We start from the raw sequence: 24,717 nt of genomic DNA on the forward strand, positions 1-24,717 counted from the left end.
AGACCGCACAATCCAGCACAAAACCGCACAAACCCGCCTTCCGCGCGGGCGGACCGCGCCGGGCGGCGGCCGATCATTGCCGATCAATCCGCTCGCGCCAAAGCGGTCGTTCTCCATGATTGCAAGGCAGCGAAAACCTCGCTTCGGGAGTGAAGAAATGACGATTTACGATGCATGTGAGAGCAGCCCGCAGATCCGCCTGTCGCGTCGGATGCGTATCCTGCTGTTCTTCCTGGTGGAAGGCGTGGCCGCGCTGGTGATCGGCTTTGCGGCGCTGTTTGTGAGTTTCGATTCCGCGTGGTCGGCCGAGCAGCCGCAGCATGCGGTGACGCGGCCGAGCGAGGCACGCTCCGGCTCGCTGCTGGTCAAGACCGATGACGGCTATGCCGACGCGCTCAGGCTCGGCATCGATGTCGACCTCACGGTGTCGGGGCCGACCGTCCGCGCCCGCGTCACCCAGATCTTCCGCAACCCGACCAACGACTGGGTCGAAGCGACCTATGTCTACCCGCTGCCGGCGGGCGGCGCGGTCGACACGCTGAAGATGGTGGTCGGCGACCGCATCGTGGTCGGCGACATCAAGGAGCGGCAGCAGGCCCGCGCGATCTACGAGCAGGCCAAACAGAACGGTCAGAAGGCTGCACTCACCGAGCAGGAGCGGCCGAACATTTTCACCAACTCGGTCGCCAATATCGGCCCCGGCGAGACCGTGCTGGTGCAGATCGAATACCAGGAGCCGGTGCAGCAGAACGGCAACGAGTTCTCGCTGCGCCTGCCGATGGTGGTCGCCCCGCGCTACAATCCGAAGCCCCTGGTGCAGAGCGTCGACCTCCGCGCCGACGGCAGCGGCTGGGGCGCAACCTCGACCGATCCGGTGCCGGATCGCGATCGCATCACGCCGCCGGTGCTCAACCCGGCAGGGAATGCGCCGATCAATCCGACTGACATCACCGTGCACCTGAACGCCGGCTTCCCGCTCGGCGAGGTGAAGAGCCATTTCCATCAGGTCAAGATCGAGAGCCCCGACAGCACGACGCGCGTGATCAAGCTCGCAGAAGGGCCGGTGCCGGCCGACCGCGACTTCGAGCTGACCTGGAAGCCGGCCGCCGAGAAGGCGCCGTCGGTCGGGCTGTTCCGCGAGCATGTCGGCAATTCCGACTATCTGCTCGCCTTCGTCACCCCGCCCGCCGTCGAGCAGGCGCGCGAGAAGCCGCTGCCGCGCGAGGTGATCTTCGTGATCGACAATTCCGGTTCGATGGGCGGCACCTCGATCATCCAGGCCAAGGCCAGCCTGTTGTACGCGCTCGGCCGGTTGCAGCCGACCGACCGCTTCAACGTGATCCGCTTCGACGACACCATGGACGTGCTGTTCCCGACGCCCGTGGCCGCCAACAGCGGCAATATCGGCACCGCGACGTCGTTCGTCAGCGCGCTGCAGGCACGCGGCGGCACCGAGATGATCCCGGCGATGCGCGCCGCACTGTCCGACACCAACCGCGACGATGCCGATCGCGTTCGCCAGGTCGTGTTCCTGACCGACGGTGCGATCGGTAACGAACAGCAATTGTTCGAGACCATCAATGCGCTGCGCGGCCGCTCCCGCATCTTCATGGTCGGCATCGGCTCGGCGCCGAACACCTATCTGATGACGCGCGCTGCCGAGCTCGGCCGCGGCACCTTCACCCATATCGGTTCGGTCGAAGAGGTCGACGAGCGGATGCGTGGCCTGTTCGCCAGGCTGGAGAATCCCGCGGTGACGAACCTCTCGGCAAAATTCTCCGAGGCCAACGCCGATCTGACGCCGGCGGCGCTGCCCGATGTCTATCGTGACGAGCCGCTGGTGCTCGCGGCCAAGCTCGACAAGCTTGCCGGCTCGGTCGAGATCAAGGGCCGCATCGGCGACCGGCCGTGGAGCGTGACCTTGCCGCTGGCGAATGCCGCCGAAGGCAAGGGCCTGTCGAAGCTGTGGGCACGCCGCAAGATCGCAGATGCCGAGGTCGCGCGGACCACACGCCAGGAGAGTCCGGAGGACGCCGACAAGACGATCCTCGCACTGGCGCTGGAGCATCAGCTCGTGACGCGGCTGACCAGCTTGGTTGCGGTCGACAAGACGCCGAGCCGTCCCGATGGCGAACCGCTGACGCTCGCCGAGCTGCCGCTCAACCTGCCCGCCGGCTGGGACTTTGCAAAGGTGTTCGGCGAGCATCCGCGCCAGCCGGTCACACCGACCGAGCGCCGCGCTGAGGCCGGCGACGGCAAGGTGCAGGTCGCCGCGCTGAAGCGCGCAGTGCCGGTCGTCACGCCTGGCACGGTGCAGCTGCCGAAGACCGCGACCGATGCCGAACTGAAGATGATCGCGGGTGTGATCCTGCTCACGGTCAGCCTTCTCCTGATGGTGTTCAACCGACGTCAGACGTCGTCCCCCCGTTGACGTCGGATGAAAGGAGGAGGCGCCCCCCAACCTCCTCTTTCAAGAGCGCGCGCGGCCTTCCACCCGTCCCCCAAGGGTCGCGCGCGCCGCTCTTCCCCTACCGTCATTGCGAGCGAAGCGACGACGAAGGAAAGACGATGCCCCGGTTCATCCCACCCCTCGCCTTCGCCTTCATCGGCATGGTCCTGTTCGGCCAGGGCGCCTACATCCACGCGAAGGCGCTGCTCGCACAGGTGCTGCTGGAACGCGCCTTCACCGAGACCATCGCCGCCGGCCATCCGGTGAAGCCGTGGAGCTGGGCCGATACCTGGCCGGTGGCGAAAATCGAGGTGAAACGCATTCAGGCCTCGGCCATCGCGCTCGCCGGCAGCAGCGGCCAGGCGCTGGCCTTCGGCCCCGGCCATGTCGAGAACACGGCCGATGCCGGCGAGCGCGGCGTCGCGGTCTATTCCGCGCATCGCGACACCCATTTTCGCTTTCTCAAGGACGTCAGGATCGGCGACGAGATCGACGTCACCAGAAGCGACGGCAGGACATTTCGCTATCGCGCCGATCGCAGTGCGGTCGTTCGTTTCGATCAGTCCGGCATCGATCCTCTCACGGACGGGTATGAGCTGGTGCTGTCGACCTGCTGGCCATTCGACGCGCTGACGTCGGGTCCGGAGCGCTATCTGTTGCACGCGACCCTGATCGACCCGGAATCGCGCTTGCGCGAATCAGGTTCCTGATGCGCATGAATTTTGCGTATGCCGGGATATTGGGCCTGATGCCCTGATTTGCGCGCGCGTGAGTTGCCACCCGCTTTCATCGGCCATAAAAGGAGAGGAAATAAAGAAGGACAAGGGCAGGCTCCATGGAAGCTCTCGCAAGCACCGCGTCTCATGCGTCCCGCAAATGGACGCCGCCCGCTGACGCCAGCGACATCGTCAAGAGCATTCATGCGATGCTGCACCCGCGCAACATCGTGCTGGTCGGTGCCACCGACAAGCCCGGCAATTACGCCGAGCGAATCTGGAACAACCTGATCAAATACCAATATGCCGGCGGATTGTTTCCGATCAACGCCAAGCGCGAAACGATCTGGGGCGTCACCTGCTACAAGGATTTCACCAGCCTTCCCGAAAAGCCCGACCATGTGCTGGTGCTGGTGCCGGCGCGTTTCGCGGTGCAGGTGATCCGCGATGCGGCGGCGGCCGGCGCGCGCTCGGCGACCATCGTCACCTCGGGCTTCAGCGAATTGCAGGACGAGGAAAGCCAGCGGCTCGCGGTCGAACTGAAGCGGGCCATCAAGGAGACCGGGCTTGCCGTCACCGGCCCGAACTGCCTCGGCAACCTCAGCGCCGGTGAACACCTGTTCACCAATATCGACGACCGCATCGTCACCATGGAGCAGGGCGCGGTGGCGATCGCCGGCCAATCCGGCGCGATCGTGATGGCGATCCGCCAGGCGCTGGAAGATCGCGGCGTCGGCGTCGGCTACATGGTCACGACCGGCAACGAGTCCGGGCTCGAGACGCCGGACCTGATGAGCTATTTCGTCGCCGATCCGAGCATCCGCGTCATCGTGGTCTATCTCGAAGGCGTCAGGAACACAAAGGTGTTTCGCGATGCCTGCAAGGCCGCGCGCGCCGCCGGCAAGCCGGTGATCGCGTTGAAGCTCGGCGCCTCCGAAGGCGGCCGCGCGGCGGCGATGGCACATACCGGCGCACTCGCCGGATCGATCGAGACCTTTGACGCGATCTCGACCCGCGAGGGCGTGATCCGCGTGCGCGGGCTCGACGAGCTGATCGAGACCACGGAGTGCTTCGTCCATGCCGATCCGCCGAAGGGCAATCGCCTCGCCGCGGTGTCGCTGTCCGGCGGCAAGCGCGGCCTCCTGATCGACGCGTTCTATTCGGCGGGCTTGAACTTTGCGCCGCTGAGTCCTCATGCGACCGGGCAACTGGCGCAGATGCTCGGACCGGGCAGCATCGTCGGCAATCCGCTCGATGCCGGCTTCGCCGCGGTGGTCGATCCCTCCGTCTACATGAAATCGATCAAGATCATGATTGACGATCCCGACACCGATATCGTCATCATCGATGCCGAGCTGCCGAAGGCGCCGCATGAACTGCGCGAGCGCAATCTGCGCATCGTCGACGAGATGGCGGGCCAGGCCAACAAGCCGGTGATCTACATCAGCGCGATGTCGATCGGCTTCACCGAGTTCACCAAGGGATTGCGCAAGAGCTTGCCCAATATCGCGGTGATGCAGGGCCTCGACCGCGCCGTCGGCGCGATCAAGGCGCTGATCGAATATGCCGGCCTGCGCAAGGAAGTGCCCGACATCGCGTCGAGCTCGAAGGCCTCCGCCCGCGCCATGCTGGAGAAGACGCTGAAGGCCGCCAACGGCGCCGCCGCGCTCGACGAGGTCGCCTCCAAGCAGTTGCTGAAGGCCTATGGCATCCCGATCTCCAAGGAAGAGGTGGCGCAGACGGCTGCGGACGCTGTGAAGATTGCGAAGGCGATCGGTTTCCCCGTGGTCGCCAAGGTGGTCAGCCCCGACATCCTTCACAAGTCCGATATCGGCGGCGTCGTGCTGAACCTCAACAGCGCGGCCGAGGTGAAGCAGGCGTTCAACGACATCATCGTGCGGGTGAAGAAGCTGAAGGGCAAGCCGAAGCTCGAGGGCATTCTGATCGCGCAGCAGGTCAAGGCTGATCTCGAGCTCGTGGTCGGCGCCTCGCTCGATGCCGAGATGGGCCCCGTGGTGCTGTTCGGCACCGGCGGCGTCGACATCGAATTGCTGAAGGACGTCGCCCTCGCCGGCGCGCCGCTCGATGCCGCCGAGGCAAAGCAGCTGATCGCCAAGACCAAGGCCGGCGTCAAGATGAAGGGCTATCGCGGCAAGCCGGCGCTGCACGAGACGTCAGCGGTGAAGGCGCTGGTCGGCCTCGCCAATCTGATGGCGGACGCCAATGGCCGCATTGCCTCGATCGACGTCAATCCGTTCCTGATCAACAGCAAGCTCGGCGTCGCGGTAGATGGCCTGATCGTGCTGAACAACGCCGCGGCGAACAAGGCGGCGGGGCATTAGGTTCGACGCACACCGAATCCATCACCGTCATCCTGAGGTGCTCGCCTCTTCGGCGAGCCTCGAAGGATGAACGGCCACCGGCCGGGCCGTGCATCCTTCGAGGCTCGCTCCGCTCGCACCTCAGGATGACGGAACTTTGAGCGCACGATCCGCCCAGAGAGCATCCGATCTAAAACCCCGCGCCCCATTGCCGGGCGGTCTGCATCACCCAGTCGCGGTAGAGCGTCAGCGGCGTGACGCCGGTGATGCCGCCGCAGCCGGCGGTGCCGTTCGGCCCGGTCGACCAGCTCACCACACCGATGATCGCAGGCCCACTCTGCTTGTCCTCGAACACAGGCGCACCGGAATCGCCGGTGCAGGCCCCTAACCCGTCGCGCGCGCCCTGGCCAACCGGATCGACCAGGCGGATCTGCAAGGTGCCGGGCTTGCCGGTCGCAACGAGGCCCGCGACGCGGATGATGCCGCCGCTCTTGCCGTCGCCGCGGACGGTGACACCGACACCGGCGATGGTGAAGCGGCCGCCGAGCTGGATCGGGATGTCAGGCATCCCAAGCGCGGCCGGCATCTTGCCTGCGGCCGGCGCCGCGAGCTGCAACAGCGCGACGTCCGCGGTCGCGACATGGTTCATCATCGCCTGCATCCGAAAGCCCGGATGGATTGCCACCGTCCTGACGTCCTGCAGCTTCGGCTGCCGGTCCGCGCCGTAGTCGACGATCTTGTAGTCGGCGCCAGGCTGCACGCAATGCGCCGCGGTCAGCACGACCTTCGGCGCGATCAGCGCGCCGGTGCAGAAATTGCCGCGCGAGCCGACGATGGTGACGACGGCGCGCGCCACGCCGTCGGTCTGCGGCGCGCCGCCACCGACAATGGCGGAGGCAGGCGCTGATATCAGCGACATCGCGGCCGCGAGGATCAGGGCAGGTCTTTTCATCTGCGCAGCAATAGCCCGCGCCGCCGATGTCGCCAAGCGCGGATCGGGCTGGTTCTCCTGCCTGATCCGTGTTAGCCGCTGCCTGACAAGCACATCGGGCGGGAATCAATGATCGAAGCAGTGATCTGGGATTTCGGCGGCGTCCTGACCACCTCGCCGTTCGAGGCGTTCGCGCGCTACGAAGCCGAGCGCGGCATTCCCGCCGACATCATCCGCCGCACCAACGCCGCCAATCATCTCGAAAACGCCTGGGCCAGGTTCGAGCGCGCCGAGATCGACATCGACACATTCGACGAACTGTTCGCCGCGGAATCCAGGGCGCTCGGCGCCGAGGTGCGCGGCAAGGACGTGTTGCCGCTGCTGTCAGGCGATCTCCGTCCCGACATGGTCGAAGCGCTGAAGCGCATCAAGGCGACCTGCAAGACCGGCTGCATCACCAACAATCTGCCGGCGAATGCGATCGGCAGCCACAGCGGACGCACGCTCTACGTCGCCGAGGTGATGGCGCTGTTCGATCACGTCATCGAGTCGGCCAAGATCGGCTTGCGCAAGCCCGATCCGCGCATCTACCGGATGATGGTGGAGACGTTGCAGGTCAACCCGAGCAACTGCGTCTATCTCGACGATCTCGGCGTCAACCTGAAGCCGGCGCGCGAGATGGGCATGACCACGATCAAGGTGCTCAATGCCGCGCAGGCGATCGGCGAGCTCGAAGCCGCGACCGGGCTCACGCTTCGGTGAAGCGGGTTCCGCCGGCATTCAGCCGACATTCAGGCGATCGCATCTAATCGTGCGTCTCCTTCCCGGAGACACCGCCATGAAAATTCCCGCCGTCGCCTTCGTCGCAGCCGGCTCGCTGCTGGCCTCGGTCGCAGCCTTTGCGCAATCCACGTCAACTCCGCCCGCAGCTCCGACGCAGGACAGCACCGCCGCGGCCGCGCCGGTGCCCGGTGCGAAGAAGGCAGCCTGCCAAAGCTCGGCCCAGGCCTTGAAGGGCCAGGACGAGCGCGACCAGATGCAGCTCTGCATGGCCCAGGCGCGGCTCGATTGCCTGAAGCAGGCGATCGACCAGAAGGTCACCGGCCCGCGGCGCAAGGATTTCGTGAAGAGCTGCGCGGGCTGAGGGTGTCCCGTTCACGAGGTATTTGCGCTCGGCGGAAATACCCCCGCAGCATGTGCTAACCCCATGCTGTTGCGGGCCAAACGAGCCTTGTGCTTTGCCCGCAACGGGCGCAGAACAGGTCCGAGTTTGTTACAAATTCGGAGCTGATCTCGTGGCTGACACCAGGCCCACCGCCTCGATCGAGGCTGTGGAAAGCGGCCTCGCCGCGCAAGGCTATATCGCGAGCCGGCAGATCGCGACCGCGGTCTATCTGTCGCAGCAGATCGAGAAGCCGATCCTGGTCGAAGGTCCCGCCGGCGTCGGCAAGACCGAGCTGGCGAAAGCGATCGCCGCCTGGCGCGGTCTGAAGATGATCCGCCTGCAATGCTACGAAGGCCTCGACGAGGCCAAGGCGTTGTATGAATGGAAGTACGCCAAGCAGCTGCTCTACACCCAGATCCTGAAGGACAAGCTCGGCGAAGTGCTCGGCGGCGCGAAGACGCTGGCTGCCGCGCTCGACCAGCTCCATACGTTCGGCGACGTGTTCTTCTCCAAGGAATTCGTCGAGCCTCGCCCGCTGCTGCAGGCGCTGGAGCAGCCCGCGGGCTGCGTGCTGCTGATCGACGAGATCGACAAGTCGGACGCCGAGTTCGAATCGCTGCTGCTGGAAATCCTCTCCGACTTCCAGGTCACGATCCCGGAGCTCGGCACGGTATCCGCGGTGGCGGCGCCGACCGTGATCCTGACCTCGAACAGCGAGCGCGATCTCGGCGACGCCTTGAAGCGGCGCTGCCTGCATCTGCATATCGGCTTCCCCGAACAGCGGCTGGAAGAGCGTATCGTCGAGAGCCGGGTGCCCGGCATCTCGCAGACCTTGCGCAAGCAGATGGTCGGCTTCATCCATGAAATCCGCACGCTGGATTTGAAGAAGCTGCCGTCGGTGAGCGAGGCGATCGACTGGGCGCGCGTGCTGGTGCTGCTGCAAGCGAACGAGCTCGACCATGAGATCGTCAAGGACACCCTCAACGTGCTGCTGAAATACGAAGCCGACATCGAAGCCGCGACGCCGCAGATCTCCGCCTTCATCGCCAAGGCCTCGCGGCAAGGCGTGTTCAGCTAGGGCACAATGCGCGAGAACCTGCATCGCTTCTTTCGTGCGGCGCGGGGAGCCGGGGTTCGGGTCTCGCCGGCCGAAAGCATCGATGCGATGCGCGCGGTCTCGGCGGTCGGCTTCTCCGATCGCGCCGTCCTGCGCGACACGTTCCTGCTGACGCTCGCCAAGACGCAGGACGAGAAGCGCGCGCTCGGCGATTGCTTCGACCTGTTCTTCAGCCAGCCCGAGCCGCAGCAAGAGAACGCTGAGCAGAACAAGACAGACGACAAGAGTGATTCCGGCGCCAATCCGGATGCCGGCGAGCATGGCGACGCAACCGGCGACGCGGAGAGCGAGACTCTCGGCCCGCTGGCGCAGATGCTGCTGGCGCAGGACCGCACGTCGATTGCGACCGCGATCGCCAATGCCTCCGGCGCGGCGTCGCTGCCGGATATCCGCTACTTCACCCAGCGCGGCATCTTCCAGACCCGCATCCTCAACGCGATGGGCATCGAGCGGCTGCGCGACGACATCGACGATGCGACGGCGAGCAATCCGGCGCTCGCCGAGCGGCTGCAGGAGGCGCTCAACGGCCTGCGCGGCAGCGTGCGCGACACCGTCTCGCAGGCGCTGCTGCTCTACGGCCGCGAGGAAGCGGAAAACCTGCGCAACGAGATCCTGCGCAACGCGCCGATGGCGCGGCTCGAGCCGCGCCAGGTCGAGCAGATGCGCGCGCTGATCCGCCAGATCGCGCGCCGGCTGCGCGAGCGCTATTCCAAGCCGCGCAAGCGCCAGCGCCGCGGCCATCTCGACGTCCGCCGTACGCTCCGCCGCAATGCGGCCTGGGGCGGCGTGCCCTTCCTCACCGCCTGGAAACGCAAGCACCGCGACCGACCGAAGATCGTGGCGCTGTGCGACGTCTCCGGCTCGGTCGCCCGCGTCTCGGATTTCTTCCTGCTCCTGATCCACAGCCTGCACGAGGTGGTCGACGACGTGCGCTCGTTCGCCTTCTCCGGCCATCTGATCGAGGTCAGCGACATCCTGGAAAAGAAATCGCCGGAAGAGGCGATGAAGGAGATCATGTCCAAGGTCGGCTTCGGCTCGTCCGATTATGGCAATTCGTTCGCCGATTTCGAGCACGAATGGATGAGCGCGGTGACGCCGCAAACCACCGTGATCGTGCTCGGCGACGCCCGCAGCAACAATCTCGATCCGCGCGCCGACATCCTGCGTCGCATCGGCGAACGCTCGAAGCGGCTGGTGTGGCTCAACCCCGAGGGCCGCATGACCTGGGGTTTTGGCGATTCGGAGATGCCGCGCTACGCCACTTTCTGCAGCGTGGTGCGCCAATGCGCCACTGCCCGACAACTCGAACGCGCGGTGTCGGACATCGTGGCGACCTATCAGTAGACGGCATCGCGACGGCGGAAACTACAGGCCGAGCCAGCCGCGCAGCAGCAACCATCCGGCGAGCGACGTCACCGTCAGCGCAATCGCCGCCATGAAGCTTGCGAGCTTGATCGCCGTGATCGCCTTCATGATCGACACCGTCTGCGCCGCCGCCTGCGGGTCGCCGCGCAGCAACAGCCACGCCAGCAGGCAATCCTCGGTCAGGTCGCTGAGCAGATAGACGCCGGGAACGAACAGGCCGAGCCAGGCCGCGGGCGGGTGCAGCTGATTGATCCAGTGCGATGACGCCGCCCCCATCGCGCCGGCGAGCGCCAGCATCACCACCAGATCGAACGGAAACAGGATCGGAAAGACATACTTCATCCGGAGATCCGACCTGACGAGTGCCGCGAGCTGCTCGCTTGTGTAGCTCAGCGTCTTCTCCGGAAAGCGGGTGCGGAATCGCGTGGCGAAGACGCGGTCGGCGTATTTGCCGACCGACCAGAACAAGCCAAACGCGAGCAGGACCAGGACAGCGAGGATCATTGTCACGAGCGCCTGGTGGCTCATCCCAGCGGGTCCCCGCGCAGCACGAAGGGGACGTGGAACGCGGCACGGGAAGTCGCGAACAAAGCAATCGCGCGCACCGGCGGAATCTCCAAACGCGGGAAAGTATCAATACAATTCGGCAATGATTACCGGGTCAGATTCCCATCTTTTCCAGAACGTTGCAATTGAATTCAGCGCATTGCCACAGCCGCCACGCGTGCAGACGACGATGCGGCAACTACCCCGACGTTCATCCCGGGTACACATAACCGTCTTCAATTAAAGATTGAATCCGGATTGCCTTCTGCCTTACGATGTAGCCTTTCACGCGGCGACCGCGGGGGCAACGGATGCCGAAGGATATCGTGATTTGCTGCGACGGCACCGGCAACGAGATCGGCGCCAACATCTCCAACGTGCTCAAGCTGTTTCGCGTCACCGACAAGGATGACCGGCAGCGGATCTACTATCATCCGGGCCTCGGCACGATCGGCCTGCAGAACACCTGGGGCCGCTTCAAGCAGAAGGTCCGCGGCCTGTGGGGATTGGCGTTCGGTGCCGGCCTCGACGAGGATACGCTCGGCGCCTATCGCTTCCTGTGCAAGAACTGGGAGCCGGGCGACCGGGTCTGGATGTTCGGCTTCAGCCGCGGCGCCTACACCGTGCGCGTGCTGGCGGCCTTCATCCATGTGATGGGCCTGTTGCCGGTCGACCAGCTCGACCTCGCTGGCTATGCGTTCTCGACCTACAAGAAGGCGAGCTCGGACGCGCAAAAGTCCGACGGGACGTTCGATGACGGGCCGCTGAAGGAAGCCTGGCATTTCAGCCAGATCGCCGGCGGCCGCAACATCGAGATCGAGTTCGTCGGAGTGTGGGACACCGTCGCCTCGATCATCGTGCCGCGGCAGGACAACTTCCTGTTCGACCTGCAGACGCTGCTGTTCACCCGCACCAATTCGAGCGTCAAGCGCTTCCGCCAGGCCATCTCGATCGACGAGCGCCGGCGCATGTTCCGCCTCAACCGCTGGATCGAGCCGCAGAAATTCCGCTCCAATCCGTTCGATCCCTCGACCGCGGTGGATCAAGACATCCGCCAGGTCTGGTTCGCCGGCGTGCATTCCGACGTCGGCGGCGGGTATCCGGAGGACCAGAGCGGGCCGTCGAAATTTCCGCTGATCTGGATGCTCGTGCAGGCCAAGGCGGCGGGCCTGCGCGTCGACCAGGCGCTGATCGATCATCTCGCCTGGGGCATGCCGCTGCCGCCCCACACGCATGACTACGTGCCGCCGAGCGCGACGGCGCCGCTGCACAATTCGCTGACCGGCGCCTGGATCATCCTGGAATGGATCCCGAAGAGCGACAAGTGGAAGGAATGGCCGGAACGGAAGTCCTTCCTCGGCTTCTATCTGCCGATGGGCGAGCCGCGGCTGATTCCGGAAGGTGTGCTGATCCACGGCTCGGTGCTGGAACGCATGGACAAGGATCCGACCTACCGCCCGATCAACCTGCCGAAGGAATACAAGATCGAGCCGATGACGCCGCCTCCGGCGCCGCCCACTGCCGTCGCCTGAGTTTCACGCATCGATCGCATCCTTGATCCGCTTGCGGCTGAGCGGCAGGTTGCGCAACCGCTTTCCGGTCGCGTGCGCAATCGCATTGGCGAGCGACGCGGCCGCGGGGCCCTGCCCGGTCTCGCCGCTGCCGAGGAACGGCTGGCCCGGGCGGTTGATGATATGAACGTCGATGCTGTCAGGCACCGCATTGAAACGCAGGATCGGGTAGGTCTGCCAATCGGTGCTGGTGATCCTGGTGTCGTCGAAGGACACGCTCTCATAAAGCGTCCAGCTCGTCGACTGCACGATCGCGCCCTCGATCTGGTTGGTGATCCCGTCGGGATTGACGACCTGCCCGGCATCGACCGCCGCGACCGCGCGCACCAGCCGCGCGCGGCCGGTCTCGCGATCGACTTCTACTTCAGAGGCGATCGCGCAATAGGCCGCGAGATTCTTGTAGCGTGCGAACGCAAAGCCGTAGCCGCGGTTCGGCGGCGCCGCCTTGCCAGGCGCCCAGCCGAAGCCTTCGGCGGCCGTCTCGACCACGGCACGGCCGCGCTGATCATCGAGATGCTTTAGGCGAAACTCGACCGGATCGGTTTCGGCAAGGCTCGCCAGCTCATCCATAAAGCTCTCGATCGAGAACACGTTGTGATAGGCGCCGAGCGCCCGCATCGCCGAAATCCTGATCGGCATCGCCGGGATGAAATGGTGCATCACATGCGCGTTCGGGAAATTGTAGATCGGGATCGCGTTGCGATCGCCGCCGCCTTCCGGCAACGGCAGCGGCTTTGGCGCAGGCACCGCGAAGGACCGCGCCATGTGCTGGGCCGCCAGCAGCGCGCCGGCGCCGCCCGGCCGCATCGAATGGGTGTTGCTCCAGACCGCAAAATTCCAGTCGGCGATCTTGCCGCTCTCGTCGAGCGAGGCGCTGAGCCTGGTCACCATCGCCGGACCATAGGGTTCCCAGCCGTGTTCCTGCTCGCGCATCCACTGCACCCGGACCGGACGCCCGGGCAGCGCACGGGCAATCAGCGCCGCGTCCGCCGCCGCATCGTCGGCGCCGTTGTGGCCGTAGCAGCCGGAACCCTCGACATGGATCAGGCGCACGCTTGGTTGCGGCATGCCAAGCATCTCGGCGATTGCCTGCCGATCCGGATAGACGCCTTGCGTATGCGTCCACACCGTCATCGCGCCGTCAGCGAACTGCGCGACCGCGCAGGACGGTCCGATCGAGCCGTGCGACTGGTAGGGCCGTGTATAGGTCGCTTCCAGCGCTTTTGCACCGGTCACGGAGGGATCGCTACGCGTGAAGATCGCGAAATCCTGCGAGGGCAGCTTTGTTAGCACGTTGGGCAGATCATTCCGATCCGGAAGTTTTGCGCTCTCCCGCCACTTCGCCGCGGCTGCCAGCGCACGCATCGCCTTGACTGCCAAAAACTCCTTTTCCGCGACGACGGCGAGGAAGTTGCCGTCGCGCACGACCTGGATAACGCCGGGCATCTTCTCGACCGCGGAGGCATCGCACTCCGTCAATTGCGCACCGTAGCTCGGCGGACGCACCACGCGCGCGTGCACCATACCGGCAAGCCGCATGTCCTGCACATAGGCCGCGCCGCCGGTGACCTTCGCCGGAATATCGACCCGCGGCACCGGCTGATCCATCACCTTGAAGCTTTGCGGATCCTTCAGCGGCGACACCGGCTGGGCCCGGACGTGCAGGACATCGGCGGCGACAAGCTCGCCATAGCCCAGATGCCGTCCATCGGGCGCGACGACGGCCGCATTCTCCGTCCGCAGATTCTCGGCCGGCAGCTCGAACCGCTTTGCCGCCTCCGCCACCAGCAACCCGCGCGCCTGCGCCGCGGCGTGCAGGATCGCGGTGCCGCTGTCCTGCATGGAATGGCTGCCCGAGGTGTAACCCTCGTTCGCCGTGAGCTTGGTGTCGGCGGTGATCACCTTCACCGCCTCGAAGGGGACATCAAGCTGCTCGGCCGCGATCTGCTGGAAGGCAGTCTTAAAGCCCTGCCCGAGTTCGGCCTTGCCGGTGAAGGCCGTGATGCGGCCATCGGCATCGATGCGGAGCCAGGAATCCAGCGAAGGTGAGGTCGCGAGGCTGCCGGGCAGCTTCGGTCCCGTGCCGGGCTTCGGCTCCTGCGCCTCCGCATGGCGCAGTGAGCAGCTGACGATCAGCGCGCCGCCGCCGGCGAGCACACTGCGACGGTCGAGGATCACGGGCCCGCTCATCGGACCACCCTACTGCTTGCGGCATCCGCCGTGTCCATCAATCTGGCTGCGCGATGCACCGCGCGGAGGATGCGCATGTGAGTGCCGCAGCGGCAGAGATTTGGATCGAGCTCGGCGCGGATCTCCGCATCGGTGGGCTTGGCGTTGCGCATCAGCAGCGCCTGCGCTCGCATCATCATCCCGGCGATGCAATAGCCGCATTGCGCCGCCTGCTCCTCGATGAAGGCGCGCTGGATCGGCGCCGGCGCGGCTGTTGTGCCGATCCCTTCGAGCGTCGTCACCTGCTTGCCCTCGACGAGCAGCAGCGGCGTGGCGCAGGACAGCACCGCCTTGCCGTCGATGATGACGGTGCAGGCGCCGCATTGCCCAAGCCCGCAGCCGAACTTGGCGGCATTGAGTTCGAGATCGTCGCGCAGCACATAGAGCAGCGGCGTATCCGGATCGGCATCGATCTGGTGATCCCGGCCATTGACCTTCAATGTCATCATGGCTTGCCTCGCTGATTGGTTGGGACCGATGCGGCGATCGACGCGGTCTGTGTGGCGCGTGCCTCGCGTACGATCTTGTCGAGATCGCCCCACGCCGGCCGCTTGCCGAAATGTTCGCGCAGATAATTCAGCAACGCTGCGATCTGCGTATCGTCCATGCTGGCGGCAAAGCCCGGCATGATCGGGCCGCGTTCGCCCGGGACGGCGGCGACCCCGGACAGCAGGATGTTGACGAGATTTCGCGGATCGGGGCTCGCGACCGCCGTACTCACAGCCAAATTGACGCCGCCATAGGGCAGCGACCGCTGGCCCTCATGGCAGGATGCGCAGGCCGCGGCATAGACCGCTGCGCCTGCCGTCTGCGACGCATCCGACGACGGCGCGTCGGCGACCTTGGCGGGAGGCGCGCGATCCGGCCCCGTGCCCGAGATATCGGCCATGTAGACCGCGATCGCGCGGACATCGCTGTCGTCGACATCAGACAGATTGCTGGCGACCTCGGCCATCGGGCCGCGCGCGGTGCCGTGATCGGGCTGCCAGCCATGGCGCAGATAGGCGTACAGCGCGTCCGCATTCCAGCGCACCGGCGCATGCGAGGCATCGTTCAGGGCATAGGCGTGCCAATGATCGACGTCGCCGCCGGAAAACTGCGCGCTGAGGCGTTCGGCGCCGAGCGCGTTGCGCGGGGTGTGGCAGGCGCCGCAATGCGCCAGACCCTCGACCAGATAGGCGCCGCGGTTCCACTCGGCGCTTTTGCTGGCATCGGCTCGGAGATTGGCGCTGCGCAGGTACAGCAGCTTCCATCCGGCGATCAGCGGCCGCTGGCTGAACGGGAAGGACAGGCTGTTTGGCGGCGGCGACGCATGCACGGCCTGCCGCGTCATCAGGAACGCATAGAGCGCGCGGTCGTCGGCCTCGGAAACGTTGGTGAAATGATCGTAGGGGAAGGTCGGATAGAGATGATGGCCGTCGCGGCTGACGCCCGAGCGCATCGCACGGACGAAGGCGTCCTCCGACCACCGCCCGATGCCGGTTTCGGCATCCGGCGTGATGTTGGACGAGAAGATGGTGCCGAACGGTGTCGGAACCGGCAGACCGCCGGCGTAATTGCCGCCCTGCGCGGTGTGGCAGGTGTTGCAATTGCCGATCGCGGCGAGGTCGCGGCCGCGTTTGACGATCGCGGGATCGAACGAATCGGGCCGTGGCGGCGCCTCCGCCGCGATCTGTGGTCGCCAAACGACCGCAAAGCCCGCCGCCGCGCCGACGACCAGCACGACAGCGACAATGCCTGTGATGATCCGCAGCTGCGAGCCCATGCCTGAATTGAGTTTGTGATCGGACGGTGTATTAACACATCTCGTTCCGGTATCGTTCGCCCCGGAGACATCGATCACCGCCTGTTGACCCGAATCCCAGGGATCATGACCGCTCAGCCCGCCCTCGATCGCGCACCCGCCCCGCCTCGCGACGCGCTGTCCGTGCTCAACCACGTGTTCGGCTTGCCGGGCTTCCGCGGCGCGCAGGAGAAGATCGTCCGCCACGTCACTGACGGCGGCAATTGCCTGGTGCTGATGCCGACCGGCGGCGGCAAGTCGCTGTGCTACCAGCTGCCATCGCTGCTGCGCGACGGCTGCGGCATCGTGGTGTCGCCGCTGATCGCGCTGATGCGCGACCAGGTCGCGGGTCTGACCGAGGCCGGCGTCAATGCCGCGGTGTTGAACTCGACGCTGACTTACGAGGAAGCCTCGGAGGTCGAGCGGCGGCTGCTCGCCGGCGACCTCGATCTGCTCTATGTGGCGCCGGAGCGGCTTTTGACGCCGCGCTGCCTCAACCTGCTCGGCCAGGCCCGGATCGCGCTGTTCGCGATCGACGAGGCGCACTGCGTCTCGCAATGGGGCCACGACTTCCGCCCGGAATATATCGGCCTCTCCATGCTCGCCGACCGCTTCCCCGAGGTGCCGCGCATCGCGCTGACCGCGACCGCGGACGCCATGACGCGCAAGGAGATCGCCGAGCGGCTACTGCTCACCGATGCACCGCAATTCGTCGCGAGCTTCGACCGGCCCAACATCCGCTACGAGATCGTCGACAAGCAGAACGCGGTCACGCAGCTGAAAAATCTCATCAAGGACCGCCACGCCAGCGACGCCGGCGTGGTCTATTGCCTGTCGCGCGCCAAGGTCGAGGACGTCGCGGCATCGCTGAGCGAAGCCGGCATCCCGGCGCTGCCCTATCATGCCGGGCTCGACGCTGGTGTACGCGCCCGCCACCAGGATCGCTTCATCAACGAGGACGGCATCGTGATCGTTGCGACGGTCGCGTTCGGCATGGGCATCGACAAGCCGGACGTTCGCTTCGTCGCGCATCTCGATCTGCCCAAGAGCGTCGAGGCCTATTACCAGGAGACCGGCCGCGCCGGCCGCGACGGCAAACCGTCGACCGCGTGGATGGCCTATGGCCTTTCCGACATCGTGCAGCAGCGCCGCATGATCGACGAATCGACCGGCGCCGACGCCTTCAAGCGGGTCTCGATCGGCAAGCTCGACGCGCTGGTCGCACTCGCCGAGACCGTGCATTGCCGGCGGCAGCGGCTGCTCGGCTATTTCGGCGAGACCCGCGCCGACGAGAGCTGCGGCAATTGCGACAATTGCCTGACACCGCCACGCGTCCGCGACGGCAAGGTGCTGGCGCAAAAACTGTTGTCCTGCGTCTACCGCACCGGGCAGCGGTTCGGCGCCATGCACCTGATCGACGTGCTGGTCGGCCGGCTGACCGAGCGGGTCCAGCAGTTCAACCACGACAAATTGTCGGTGTTCGGCATCGGCCGCGAGCTCAACGAGAAGCAATGGCGCGCGGTGCTGCGCCAGCTCGTGGCGATGGGCCATCTGCGTGCCGACAGCGACGCCTTCGGCGCGCTGAAGCTGACCGAGAGCGCGCGCGGCGTGCTCAAGGGCGAGACCGCGGTGATGCTGCGCGAGCAGGTCGAAGGCGCGCGCAACCGCGCGATCCGCGACAAGTCACGCCGTGGCGAGCTCGCACCCGCCGCGAACGGCAAGGGTGCCGCCGCCAACCCTGCCCTGCACGCCGCGCTGCGCGCCTGGCGTTCCGAAGTAGCGCGGCAGCGTGGCGTGCCGGCCTATGTCGTGCTGCACGATTCCACCATCGACGGCATCGCTGCGGTGCGCCCGGCCTCGCTGAACGAGCTGCGCAACATCGCAGGCATCGGCGACAAGAAGCTCGAGCATTACGGCGACGAGTTGATCCGGCTGGTGAAGGACACCGAGGGCTGATCTTGCTGCGCCAGGTGCTCCTTTCGTCGTTGTGAGGAGCGCTAGCGGGAAGCAAAAGGTACGCGCTCTCAAATATCGAAAAACAACCCCATGCAAAGGAGCAGGCGCCGCCGGCACTCGGAAAACCGCTTGACACGTCGGGCAACTCAGCGGTATTCTTCCATTATTCCGAAATCCTGCAGGCAGTTCGCCGCCGTGCAATAGTCTTGCTGTGTCGGGTCCTCCCTCCGATCTCGCGGACCCCGGCGAGATTCGACGGTCTCCAGATCACAGAGATTGACGACCGTTCGCCATTCCGCCATCCGTGACCGATGTCCCCGCAATCCGAGGCCGCGCCGGCCGAGCTGTTACGTCATCCGCCGCTGCTGCTGTTCGTGGCATCGCGCAGCTTCTCCGAATTCGCCTACCAGATCGCGACGGTTGCGATCGGCTGGCAGGTCTACGCGCTGACCGGCAGCGCGGTCTATCTCGGCCTGGTCGGGCTGGTGCAGTTCATCCCGAGCGCGCTGCTGGTGTTCATCGCCGGCCACGCCGCCGATCGCTACGATCGCCGCCACGTCGTGCAGGCCTGCCAGATCATCCAAGGGCTGGGGGCCGCCTATCTCGGCTGGCGCAGCGCTTTTGGCGTCCTGACGGTGCCCGAAATCTTCTCGGTGCTGGTCGCGTTCGGCGTCGCCGGCGCATTCGGTGATCCCGCCGCCTCGGCGCTGCTGCCGGCCGTGGCGCCGGAGGGACATCTGCAGCGCGCCACCGCGCTGTCGACCGGCGCCTGGCAGGCCGCGATCGTCACCGGCCCCGCGATCGGCGGCCTGGCCTACGCGATCTCGCCGGCCGTCCCCTATGCGGTGATGGCGGCGTTCTGGCTGCTCGCGGCCATCTTCTGCGGCGCGATCCGGCTGGAGCGGCCGGCGGCCGAGCCGGACCCGCCGTCGCTCGGGCAGTTGTTCGCCGGCGTCAAATTCGTCCGCGACAATCCGGCGATCCTCGGCACCATCTCGCTCGATCTGTTCGCGGTGCTGCTCGGCGGCGCCAGCGCGCTGTTGCCGATCTATGCGCACGACATCCTGCTGGCCGGTCCCTGGGCGCTCGGCGTGATGCGCGCGGCACCTGCGGTCGGTGCGCTGCTGATGACGGCGGTGCTGGCGCGACAACCGATCTCACGGCAGGCGGGACTGCGCATGTTCCAGGCGGTGATCGCCTTCGGGCTTGCGATTTGCGTATTCGCGCTGTCGCGGCAGATCTGGCTCTCGACCCTGGCGCTCGCGGCGATGGGCGCGGCCGATACGATCAGCGTCGTGATCCGCGTCTCGCTGGTGCAGCTTGCGACGCCGGACGACATGCGCGGCCGCGTCGGCGCCGTGAACTATCTGTTCGTCAATGCCTCGAACCAGCTCGGCGAGTTCGAAAGCGGCATCACGGCCGCATTGTTCGGCGCGGTGCCGGCCGCCCTGATCGGCGGCCTCGGCACCATCGCCGTGGGGCTGCTCTGGATGCGATTGTTCCCGTCGCTGCGCAAGGTCGAGCGGCTGGAGTGAGGCGGCGCAGGAATACCGCTGCCGGCAGCGTCGCGGCATAGGAGCCATACCCGACGCGGCAACGCACGCGCTTGCAGGCTGCGCCGCCCTCGCCCTAATCTTTCCGTCGACGCGCCCGACGAGGCGCCACGACGATATAGGGAAGAGACGGGCCATGGCTCAGGAGAGCGCCGCGCGCACGACTGCGCGACCTGCCGAAACCGCAACGTTCGATGCCGTCGTGGTCGGCGCGGGCTTTGCCGGCATGTATATGCTGCACCGGCTGCGCGGGCTCGGCTTCACCGCGCGGGTCTTCGAGGCCGGCAGCGGCGTCGGCGGCACCTGGTACTGGAATCGCTATCCCGGTGCGCGCTGCGATGTCGAGAGCATGCAGTATTCGTTCTCGTTCTCGGAAGAGCTCGACCAGGAATGGAGCTGGTCGGAGAAATATTCGCCGCAGCCGGAGATCCTCAGCTACGCCAACCATGTCGCCGATCGTTTCGATCTGCGCAGCCAGATCGTGTTCGACTCCCGCGTCACCGCGGCGCGCTTCGATGAAGCGGCCGGCACCTGGCTGATCGAGACCGATCGCGGCGACAAGGTCACCGCAAGGTTCTGCATCATGGCGGTCGGCTGCCTGTCGGCGCCGAACCGGCCGGCGTTCACCGGGATGGAAGATTTCCGCGGGCCGATCTATCACACCGGCGAATGGCCGCATGAGGGTGTCGATTTCACCGGCCTGCGCGTCGGCGTGATCGGCACCGGCTCGTCGGCGATCCAGTCGATCCCGATCATCGCACAGCTGGCGTCCGAGCTTACCGTGTTCCAACGCACCGCGACCTGGACGGTGCCCGCCCGCAATGCGGCGCTTTCCGAAGACTATTTGAAGGAAGCCAAGGCGCACTATCCGGAGCTGCGCGCAAAAGCCCGCGCGCGGCCGACCGGCTTCTATTTCCTGTTCAATGCCCAGCCCGCGCTGGAGGCCAGCGCGGAGGATCGCGAGCGGCTCTATGAGGAGGCCTGGGAGCGCGGCGGCCTGCCCTTCCTCGGCGCATTCGGCGACCTCTTGTTCGAGAAGGCCGCCAACGACACCATCGCCGATTTCGCGCGCGAGAAGATCCGCGGCATCGTCAAGGATCCCGCCACCGCCGATCTGCTGTCGCCGCAGAACGTGTTCGGCTGCAAGCGGCTCTGTGTCGATACCAACTACTTCGAGACCTACAATCTGCCGCATGTGAAGCTGGTCGACGTGTCGACCAATCCGATCGAGCGCTTCACCACCGACGGCATCGTGGTCGACGGCAAGGATTACAAATTCGACGCCATCGTCTCCGCGACCGGCTTTGCCGCGATGACCGGCTCGTTCGACAAGATCGCGATCACCGGCCGCGGCGGCCGCACGCTGGCCGAGAAATGGCGGGCCGGCCCGCGCGCCTATCTCGGCCTCGCCTCGGAGGGCTTTCCGAACCTGTTCATGATCACCGGACCGGGCAGCCCGTCGGTGCTGGCGAGCATGATCCAGGCGATCGAGCAGCATGTCGACTGGCTGGCGGATTGCCTCGGCCATCTGCGCGACGTCGGCGCCACGACCATCGAGGCGGAGCGCGAGGACGAGGATGCCTGGGTCGCCCATGTCAACGACGTCTCGACGGTGTCGCTGCGCTCGACCTGCAGCTCCTGGTATGTCGGAACCAACATTCCCGGCCGTCCCCGCGTGTTCATGCCCTATATCGGCGGCTTCCCGGTCTATGTGCAGAAATGCAATGCGGTGATGAATGCCGGCTATGACGGCTTCGTGCTCGGAGGCGCACGCAGCAGCAACGCGCCGCCGCAAGTGCGCTTCACCGAGCGTTGGCAGGTGCCGCTCGACATCGAGGTGATCTCGCCGGCCCAGGTCGCGGCCAAACGCGTGCCGGTGGTCTGAACCCGGCCGCGGACCGGCGGCCTGTCGAGGGACTTCGGTTCGCGTCTGGAAAGCGTGTCAAAACAAGCCTTTGGCATCGGTCTGGCAATTTAGAACCGAAAATGCACGACTTTCCCGGCATATTCGCGCTTCGCGACACGACGCGCGCAGGAGACGATGACCGACACGGCATTGCAGGGACTGATCGAGCGGATCGGCGCTGACCATGTCGCGCGCCGGCTGGCGGTCGAGACCAGGCACGAGCGGCAGTTGTTCGGCCACGGCACGCTGCTGTTCAACGTCGAGAACTGGAATCCGGCACCGTTCATCGTCGAGACCGGGTTGAAGGTCGCCGGCCTCTACGGCCGCGCGCGGCGCAATGCCGATCGGGTCGAGGTCCGGCGCAATCTGGTGACCTCGACGCGGCTGCCGGCGGCGTTCGACGGCTTCACCATTCTTCATCTCAGCGACCTCCATGCCGACATCAGCGCCGGCGCGATGCGGCATCTGATGGACATCGTGCGCTATGTGGCGTGCGACATCTGCGTGCTCACCGGCGACTATCGCGGCAAGACCTATGGTCCATTTGAGACATCTCTCGCGCTGATGAAGGACGTCTGCGCACGCATCAAGCTGCCGCTGTACGGCATCCTCGGCAATCACGACAGCATCCGCATGACGCCGGCGCTGGAGGCGATGGGGATCCGGATGCTGTTCAACGAATCCGAGGCGATCGTGCGCGGCGGCGAGACGATCCATCTCGCTGGGATCGACGACGCGCATTTCTACCGCGCCGACGACATCGCGAAGGCGGCTGCGGGAATTCCGCGCGATGCGTTCTCGGTGCTGCTCGCGCATACGCCGGAATCCTACCGCGCGGCGGCCGACGCCGGCTTCGACCTGATGCTGAGCGGCCATACCCATGGCGGTCAGCTCTGCCTGCCCGGCGGCGTTGCGATCAAGCTGGAAGCGCGGCTGCCGCGCCGCATGGGCAACGGCGCCTGGCGCTTCGAGAACCTGCTCGGCTACACCTCCGTCGGCGCCGGCACCAGCCTCGCGCCTGTGCGACTGAACTGCCCGGCGGAGATCACGGTGCATACGCTGCGGCGGCTGACCTGAGCGAACACCGCGAGCAGCTGGTGCAGTGTCGTCCCTGCGAAAGCAGGGACCCATAACCAGAGGGTTGGGTTGTTGAAGAACGCTGTGGCCCCAGCGTCGCGCAACAACGACCTTCGGTGGTTATGGATCCCTGCTTTCGCAGGGACGACGGCGTGGAGAGGCCACGCGCCAAAATCGAACCCCGTTATCCTGGCGAGAGGCAGCGGTCACCGCCGTCAATTCCCCTTCTTCGCGCTCGCGCTCTGCTCGTTGACCTTGCAGGTGATCAGCAGCGTGTAGCCGCGCGCGTCCTTGGCGATGTCGGAGGTCTCCCGCTTCGAGCCGTCACGTCGTTCGGCGTTGCGGTACTCCACCGCGCTGTTGTCGAGGAAGTCGCGCAGCGCGCCGGTCTTGATGGCGAAGTTGATGTTCTCCGGGATGCTGCCGGTCGCGCGCGCCATCCGCACCGCGTCGAGCTTGGCGGCAACCACGCCGACCACGGCGCCGGTGAAATCGAACAGCGGTCCGCCGCTGTTTCCGGGCTGCACCGCGGCGCTGATCTGCAGATAGCGGGTGTCGTTGAGGATGCCGCTGAGCGAACTGACGATCCCCGTGGTCACGGTGAAATCGGACGTCAGCAGGCCGTGATAGGGATAGCCGATCGCCACCACGCCGTCGCCGACCCGGATCGAGTTCTGCCTGATCGAGGCGACCTCCTTGAACGGGCTCGGCGCCTGCAACAGCGCGAGATCGTTGATCTCGTCATCGGACACCAGCCGCAGCTTGACCGCCGCCTCGCCGCTCAGATTGCCTGATATCTCGCTGCAGCCCTCGACGACGTGATGATTGGTCACGACATGCCCGCTGCTGCTGACCACGAAGCCGGTGCCGGTGCCGCCTTTGGCCTGCTTCTGCGGCGAGTTCGGCGCAGCCTGCGACGGCGCGGCCGCCGGCTTTGCAGCCACCGCAAACTCGCCGGCATTGGCGATGCCGTTCTTCTTGACCGTCACCACGCAGTTGAGCAGCGCCGGCAGTAATTGCGCGGTCTGGTTCAGGTTGAACTGGAACAAATGTCCGTCCGCGAAGGCCGACATCTGTCGCGCCTTGCGAAACTGGTTGATGAGCGCCGAGTTCACCGGCATCTCGATATTGACGAGCTTGGCCCCGAGCGGCATGCCGTAGACGTTGAAGGGCGGCTGGCCATCGAACGTCAGCGTCAGCGGAAACGCTTCGCCCGGCGTCAGTCGCCAGTTGTCATGGGCAAAGCCCAATCGCCAGCTGCCGTTCTCGGCGATCGAGACCATGAAGAAAACGCCGCTGTCGTAGGTAGCGCCCGCCGAGCAATGGGTGAAGGCACCGTTGTTGTCGTTGGTGAAAGCGCCGCCCTTCCAATTGCCGACCGTGATCGAGCCATAGGGACCGCGGGCGTTCGACGAGGCTGTGGACGCAAACACCCACACGGCCGCGACGATCGCCCAAACCACAACTCTCATGAACCGCCACTCCCCCGCCACAACCAATCATAGAGCGTCGAGACTCACCTACAAGTGGCACGCGGCATGACCACCGGCATACGCCCGCGCAGAACCGCCGTAGATGAAGCATTCGCCACACCCTCTGGTTACAGCGCCATGTTCTTATTTTGTTCGACGCATGTCAACCCGGACACACGGCTCACCGGCCTAGTTCGGCTCCTGAAGCGACCTTGGCTGTGTGGGTGACCTGAGATGATCGAACCAGTACCAGGATGCGAGCGCGTGCACGCCAACGCCGATCAGGAAGATGCCGGTATAGAGCTCGATCTCCCACACCCGCCCGTGCGGGTAGGGTCGGTCCATGTGGGTCCAGAACCAGTGCCCGACGGCGATGATGCCGACGCCCAAGGCAGCGATGGCCTGGCCGAGGGCGTTCATGATCCTCACGCGGTGGTCTCCCGAGCAGCTCGGCACGGGCGAGGATAACGGGGCAACCTGACGCGGACCTTACGCAGAAATGCGTAGAAATGCGCGGTTCGGTGCCCGGATAAAGACCGGGTAGCCCGGATGGAGCCAAC

The 24,717-nt window shown here is 65.8% G+C and carries 19 protein-coding genes; 12 read left to right on the forward strand and 7 right to left on the reverse strand.

What is annotated here, in order from left to right; translation table 11 throughout:
- Positions 1–157: 157 nt before the first annotated feature.
- The 3 genes from IC762_RS34795 (at position 158) to IC762_RS34805 (ending at position 5,507) form a co-directional block, all read left to right on the forward strand.
- Complete coding sequence (locus tag IC762_RS34795; RefSeq protein ID WP_195786570.1) at positions 158–2,431, forward strand: marine proteobacterial sortase target protein; 2,274 nt, start codon at positions 158–160, stop codon at positions 2,429–2,431.
- Positions 2,432–2,568: 137 nt separating this feature from the next.
- Positions 2,569–3,159 (forward strand): class GN sortase, encoded by a 591-nt coding sequence (locus IC762_RS34800; protein WP_195786571.1) that lies wholly within the window; start codon positions 2,569–2,571, stop codon positions 3,157–3,159.
- A 125-nt stretch (positions 3,160–3,284) separates the two neighbouring features.
- Positions 3,285–5,507: an acetate--CoA ligase family protein gene (locus IC762_RS34805; RefSeq protein ID WP_195786572.1), complete on the forward strand. Its 2,223-nt coding sequence runs from the start codon at positions 3,285–3,287 to the stop codon at positions 5,505–5,507.
- A 169-nt stretch (positions 5,508–5,676) separates the two neighbouring features.
- Here the strand turns inward: IC762_RS34805 and IC762_RS34810 are convergent, their stop codons facing one another.
- On the reverse strand, positions 5,677–6,438 hold the full coding sequence (locus tag IC762_RS34810; RefSeq protein ID WP_195786573.1) for a S1 family peptidase: 762 nt from the start codon (positions 6,436–6,438) through the stop codon (positions 5,677–5,679).
- Between the two features lie 108 nt (positions 6,439–6,546).
- On the opposite strand from IC762_RS34810, the gene IC762_RS34815 reads away from it, so the two are divergent.
- The 4 genes from IC762_RS34815 to IC762_RS34830 all read left to right on the forward strand — a co-directional run bounded on the left by IC762_RS34815 (position 6,547) and on the right by IC762_RS34830 (position 10,043).
- Positions 6,547–7,179, forward strand: a complete 633-nt coding sequence (locus tag IC762_RS34815; protein ID WP_195786574.1) for an HAD-IA family hydrolase — start codon at positions 6,547–6,549, stop codon at positions 7,177–7,179.
- 76 nt (positions 7,180–7,255) lie between these two features.
- Positions 7,256–7,561, forward strand: coding sequence for a hypothetical protein (locus IC762_RS34820; protein ID WP_195786575.1), 306 nt, complete (start codon positions 7,256–7,258; stop codon positions 7,559–7,561).
- Between the two features lie 151 nt (positions 7,562–7,712).
- Positions 7,713–8,660, forward strand: coding sequence for an AAA family ATPase (locus IC762_RS34825; RefSeq protein ID WP_195786576.1), 948 nt, complete (start codon positions 7,713–7,715; stop codon positions 8,658–8,660).
- Positions 8,661–8,666: 6 nt separating this feature from the next.
- Positions 8,667–10,043 (forward strand): vWA domain-containing protein, encoded by a 1,377-nt coding sequence (locus IC762_RS34830; RefSeq protein WP_195786577.1) that lies wholly within the window; start codon positions 8,667–8,669, stop codon positions 10,041–10,043.
- A gap of 21 nt (positions 10,044–10,064) precedes the next feature.
- Here IC762_RS34830 and IC762_RS34835 read toward each other — a convergent pair whose 3' ends face one another.
- Entirely contained in the window at positions 10,065–10,568 is a 504-nt protein-coding gene (locus tag IC762_RS34835) for a hypothetical protein (RefSeq protein ID WP_195786578.1), read from the reverse strand.
- A gap of 353 nt (positions 10,569–10,921) precedes the next feature.
- Between IC762_RS34835 and IC762_RS34840 the strand changes: the two genes are divergently transcribed.
- A complete protein-coding gene (locus IC762_RS34840) occupies positions 10,922–12,142 on the forward strand; it encodes a DUF2235 domain-containing protein (protein ID WP_195786579.1) in 1,221 nt (406 codons plus the stop codon).
- 3 nt (positions 12,143–12,145) lie between these two features.
- Here IC762_RS34840 and IC762_RS34845 read toward each other — a convergent pair whose 3' ends face one another.
- From IC762_RS34845 to IC762_RS34855, 3 genes are read right to left on the reverse strand one after another with little or no spacing between them, the layout of a single operon-like run.
- The gene (locus IC762_RS34845; protein WP_195786580.1) at positions 12,146–14,371 is read right to left on the reverse strand and encodes a xanthine dehydrogenase family protein molybdopterin-binding subunit; all 2,226 of its coding nucleotides are present in this window, start codon (positions 14,369–14,371) and stop codon (positions 12,146–12,148) included.
- On the reverse strand, positions 14,368–14,859 hold the full coding sequence (locus IC762_RS34850; protein WP_195786581.1) for a (2Fe-2S)-binding protein: 492 nt from the start codon (positions 14,857–14,859) through the stop codon (positions 14,368–14,370). Before IC762_RS34850 ends, IC762_RS34845 begins: the two co-directional genes overlap by 4 nt.
- Positions 14,856–16,175 carry a c-type cytochrome gene (locus IC762_RS34855; RefSeq protein WP_195786582.1) on the reverse strand — a complete coding sequence of 440 codons (1,320 nt, stop codon included), beginning with the start codon at positions 16,173–16,175 and terminating at the stop codon, positions 14,856–14,858. Before IC762_RS34855 ends, IC762_RS34850 begins: the two co-directional genes overlap by 4 nt.
- A gap of 105 nt (positions 16,176–16,280) precedes the next feature.
- Between IC762_RS34855 and recQ the strand changes: the two genes are divergently transcribed.
- From recQ to IC762_RS34875, 4 genes are all read left to right on the forward strand, one after another.
- Positions 16,281–18,149, forward strand: coding sequence for a DNA helicase RecQ (gene recQ / locus IC762_RS34860; RefSeq protein WP_195786583.1), 1,869 nt, complete (start codon positions 16,281–16,283; stop codon positions 18,147–18,149).
- 311 nt (positions 18,150–18,460) lie between these two features.
- Positions 18,461–19,684 carry an MFS transporter gene (locus tag IC762_RS34865; protein WP_195786584.1) on the forward strand — a complete coding sequence of 408 codons (1,224 nt, stop codon included), beginning with the start codon at positions 18,461–18,463 and terminating at the stop codon, positions 19,682–19,684.
- A gap of 154 nt (positions 19,685–19,838) precedes the next feature.
- A complete protein-coding gene (locus tag IC762_RS34870; protein WP_195786585.1) occupies positions 19,839–21,587 on the forward strand; it encodes a flavin-containing monooxygenase in 1,749 nt (582 codons plus the stop codon).
- A 156-nt stretch (positions 21,588–21,743) separates the two neighbouring features.
- Positions 21,744–22,685, forward strand: a complete 942-nt coding sequence (locus IC762_RS34875) for a metallophosphoesterase (RefSeq protein ID WP_195786586.1) — start codon at positions 21,744–21,746, stop codon at positions 22,683–22,685.
- Between the two features lie 215 nt (positions 22,686–22,900).
- Here the strand turns inward: IC762_RS34875 and IC762_RS34880 are convergent, their stop codons facing one another.
- Entirely contained in the window at positions 22,901–24,157 is a 1,257-nt protein-coding gene (locus tag IC762_RS34880; protein ID WP_195786587.1) for a S1C family serine protease, read from the reverse strand.
- Between the two features lie 189 nt (positions 24,158–24,346).
- Positions 24,347–24,577: a hypothetical protein gene (locus tag IC762_RS34885; RefSeq protein WP_195790424.1), complete on the reverse strand. Its 231-nt coding sequence runs from the start codon at positions 24,575–24,577 to the stop codon at positions 24,347–24,349.
- Positions 24,578–24,717 lie beyond the last annotated feature (140 nt).

Origin of the sequence: Bradyrhizobium genosp. L, assembly GCF_015624485.1 — a bacterium.
GTDB lineage: Bacteria > Pseudomonadota > Alphaproteobacteria > Rhizobiales > Xanthobacteraceae > Bradyrhizobium.

Excerpts from the sequence above, each read along its gene's own strand:
- IC762_RS34795 (WP_195786570.1), top strand. The coding sequence starts at position 158 with ATGACGATTTACGATGCATGTGAGAGCAGCCCGCAGATCCGCCTGTCG.
- IC762_RS34800 (WP_195786571.1), top strand. The coding sequence starts at position 2,569 with ATGCCCCGGTTCATCCCACCCCTCGCCTTCGCCTTCATCGGCATGGTC.
- IC762_RS34805 (WP_195786572.1), top strand. The coding sequence starts at position 3,285 with ATGGAAGCTCTCGCAAGCACCGCGTCTCATGCGTCCCGCAAATGGACG.
- IC762_RS34810 (WP_195786573.1), bottom strand. The coding sequence starts at position 6,438 with ATGAAAAGACCTGCCCTGATCCTCGCGGCCGCGATGTCGCTGATATCA.
- IC762_RS34815 (WP_195786574.1), top strand. The coding sequence starts at position 6,547 with ATGATCGAAGCAGTGATCTGGGATTTCGGCGGCGTCCTGACCACCTCG.
- IC762_RS34820 (WP_195786575.1), top strand. The coding sequence starts at position 7,256 with ATGAAAATTCCCGCCGTCGCCTTCGTCGCAGCCGGCTCGCTGCTGGCC.
- IC762_RS34830 (WP_195786577.1), top strand. The coding sequence starts at position 8,667 with ATGCGCGAGAACCTGCATCGCTTCTTTCGTGCGGCGCGGGGAGCCGGG.
- IC762_RS34835 (WP_195786578.1), bottom strand. The coding sequence starts at position 10,568 with ATGATCCTCGCTGTCCTGGTCCTGCTCGCGTTTGGCTTGTTCTGGTCG.
- IC762_RS34840 (WP_195786579.1), top strand. The coding sequence starts at position 10,922 with ATGCCGAAGGATATCGTGATTTGCTGCGACGGCACCGGCAACGAGATC.
- IC762_RS34845 (WP_195786580.1), bottom strand. The coding sequence starts at position 14,371 with ATGAGCGGGCCCGTGATCCTCGACCGTCGCAGTGTGCTCGCCGGCGGC.
- IC762_RS34850 (WP_195786581.1), bottom strand. The coding sequence starts at position 14,859 with ATGATGACATTGAAGGTCAATGGCCGGGATCACCAGATCGATGCCGAT.
- IC762_RS34855 (WP_195786582.1), bottom strand. The coding sequence starts at position 16,175 with ATGGGCTCGCAGCTGCGGATCATCACAGGCATTGTCGCTGTCGTGCTG.
- recQ (WP_195786583.1), top strand. The coding sequence starts at position 16,281 with ATGACCGCTCAGCCCGCCCTCGATCGCGCACCCGCCCCGCCTCGCGAC.
- IC762_RS34865 (WP_195786584.1), top strand. The coding sequence starts at position 18,461 with ATGTCCCCGCAATCCGAGGCCGCGCCGGCCGAGCTGTTACGTCATCCG.
- IC762_RS34870 (WP_195786585.1), top strand. The coding sequence starts at position 19,839 with ATGGCTCAGGAGAGCGCCGCGCGCACGACTGCGCGACCTGCCGAAACC.
- IC762_RS34875 (WP_195786586.1), top strand. The coding sequence starts at position 21,744 with ATGACCGACACGGCATTGCAGGGACTGATCGAGCGGATCGGCGCTGAC.
- IC762_RS34880 (WP_195786587.1), bottom strand. The coding sequence starts at position 24,157 with ATGAGAGTTGTGGTTTGGGCGATCGTCGCGGCCGTGTGGGTGTTTGCG.
- IC762_RS34885 (WP_195790424.1), bottom strand. The coding sequence starts at position 24,577 with ATGAACGCCCTCGGCCAGGCCATCGCTGCCTTGGGCGTCGGCATCATC.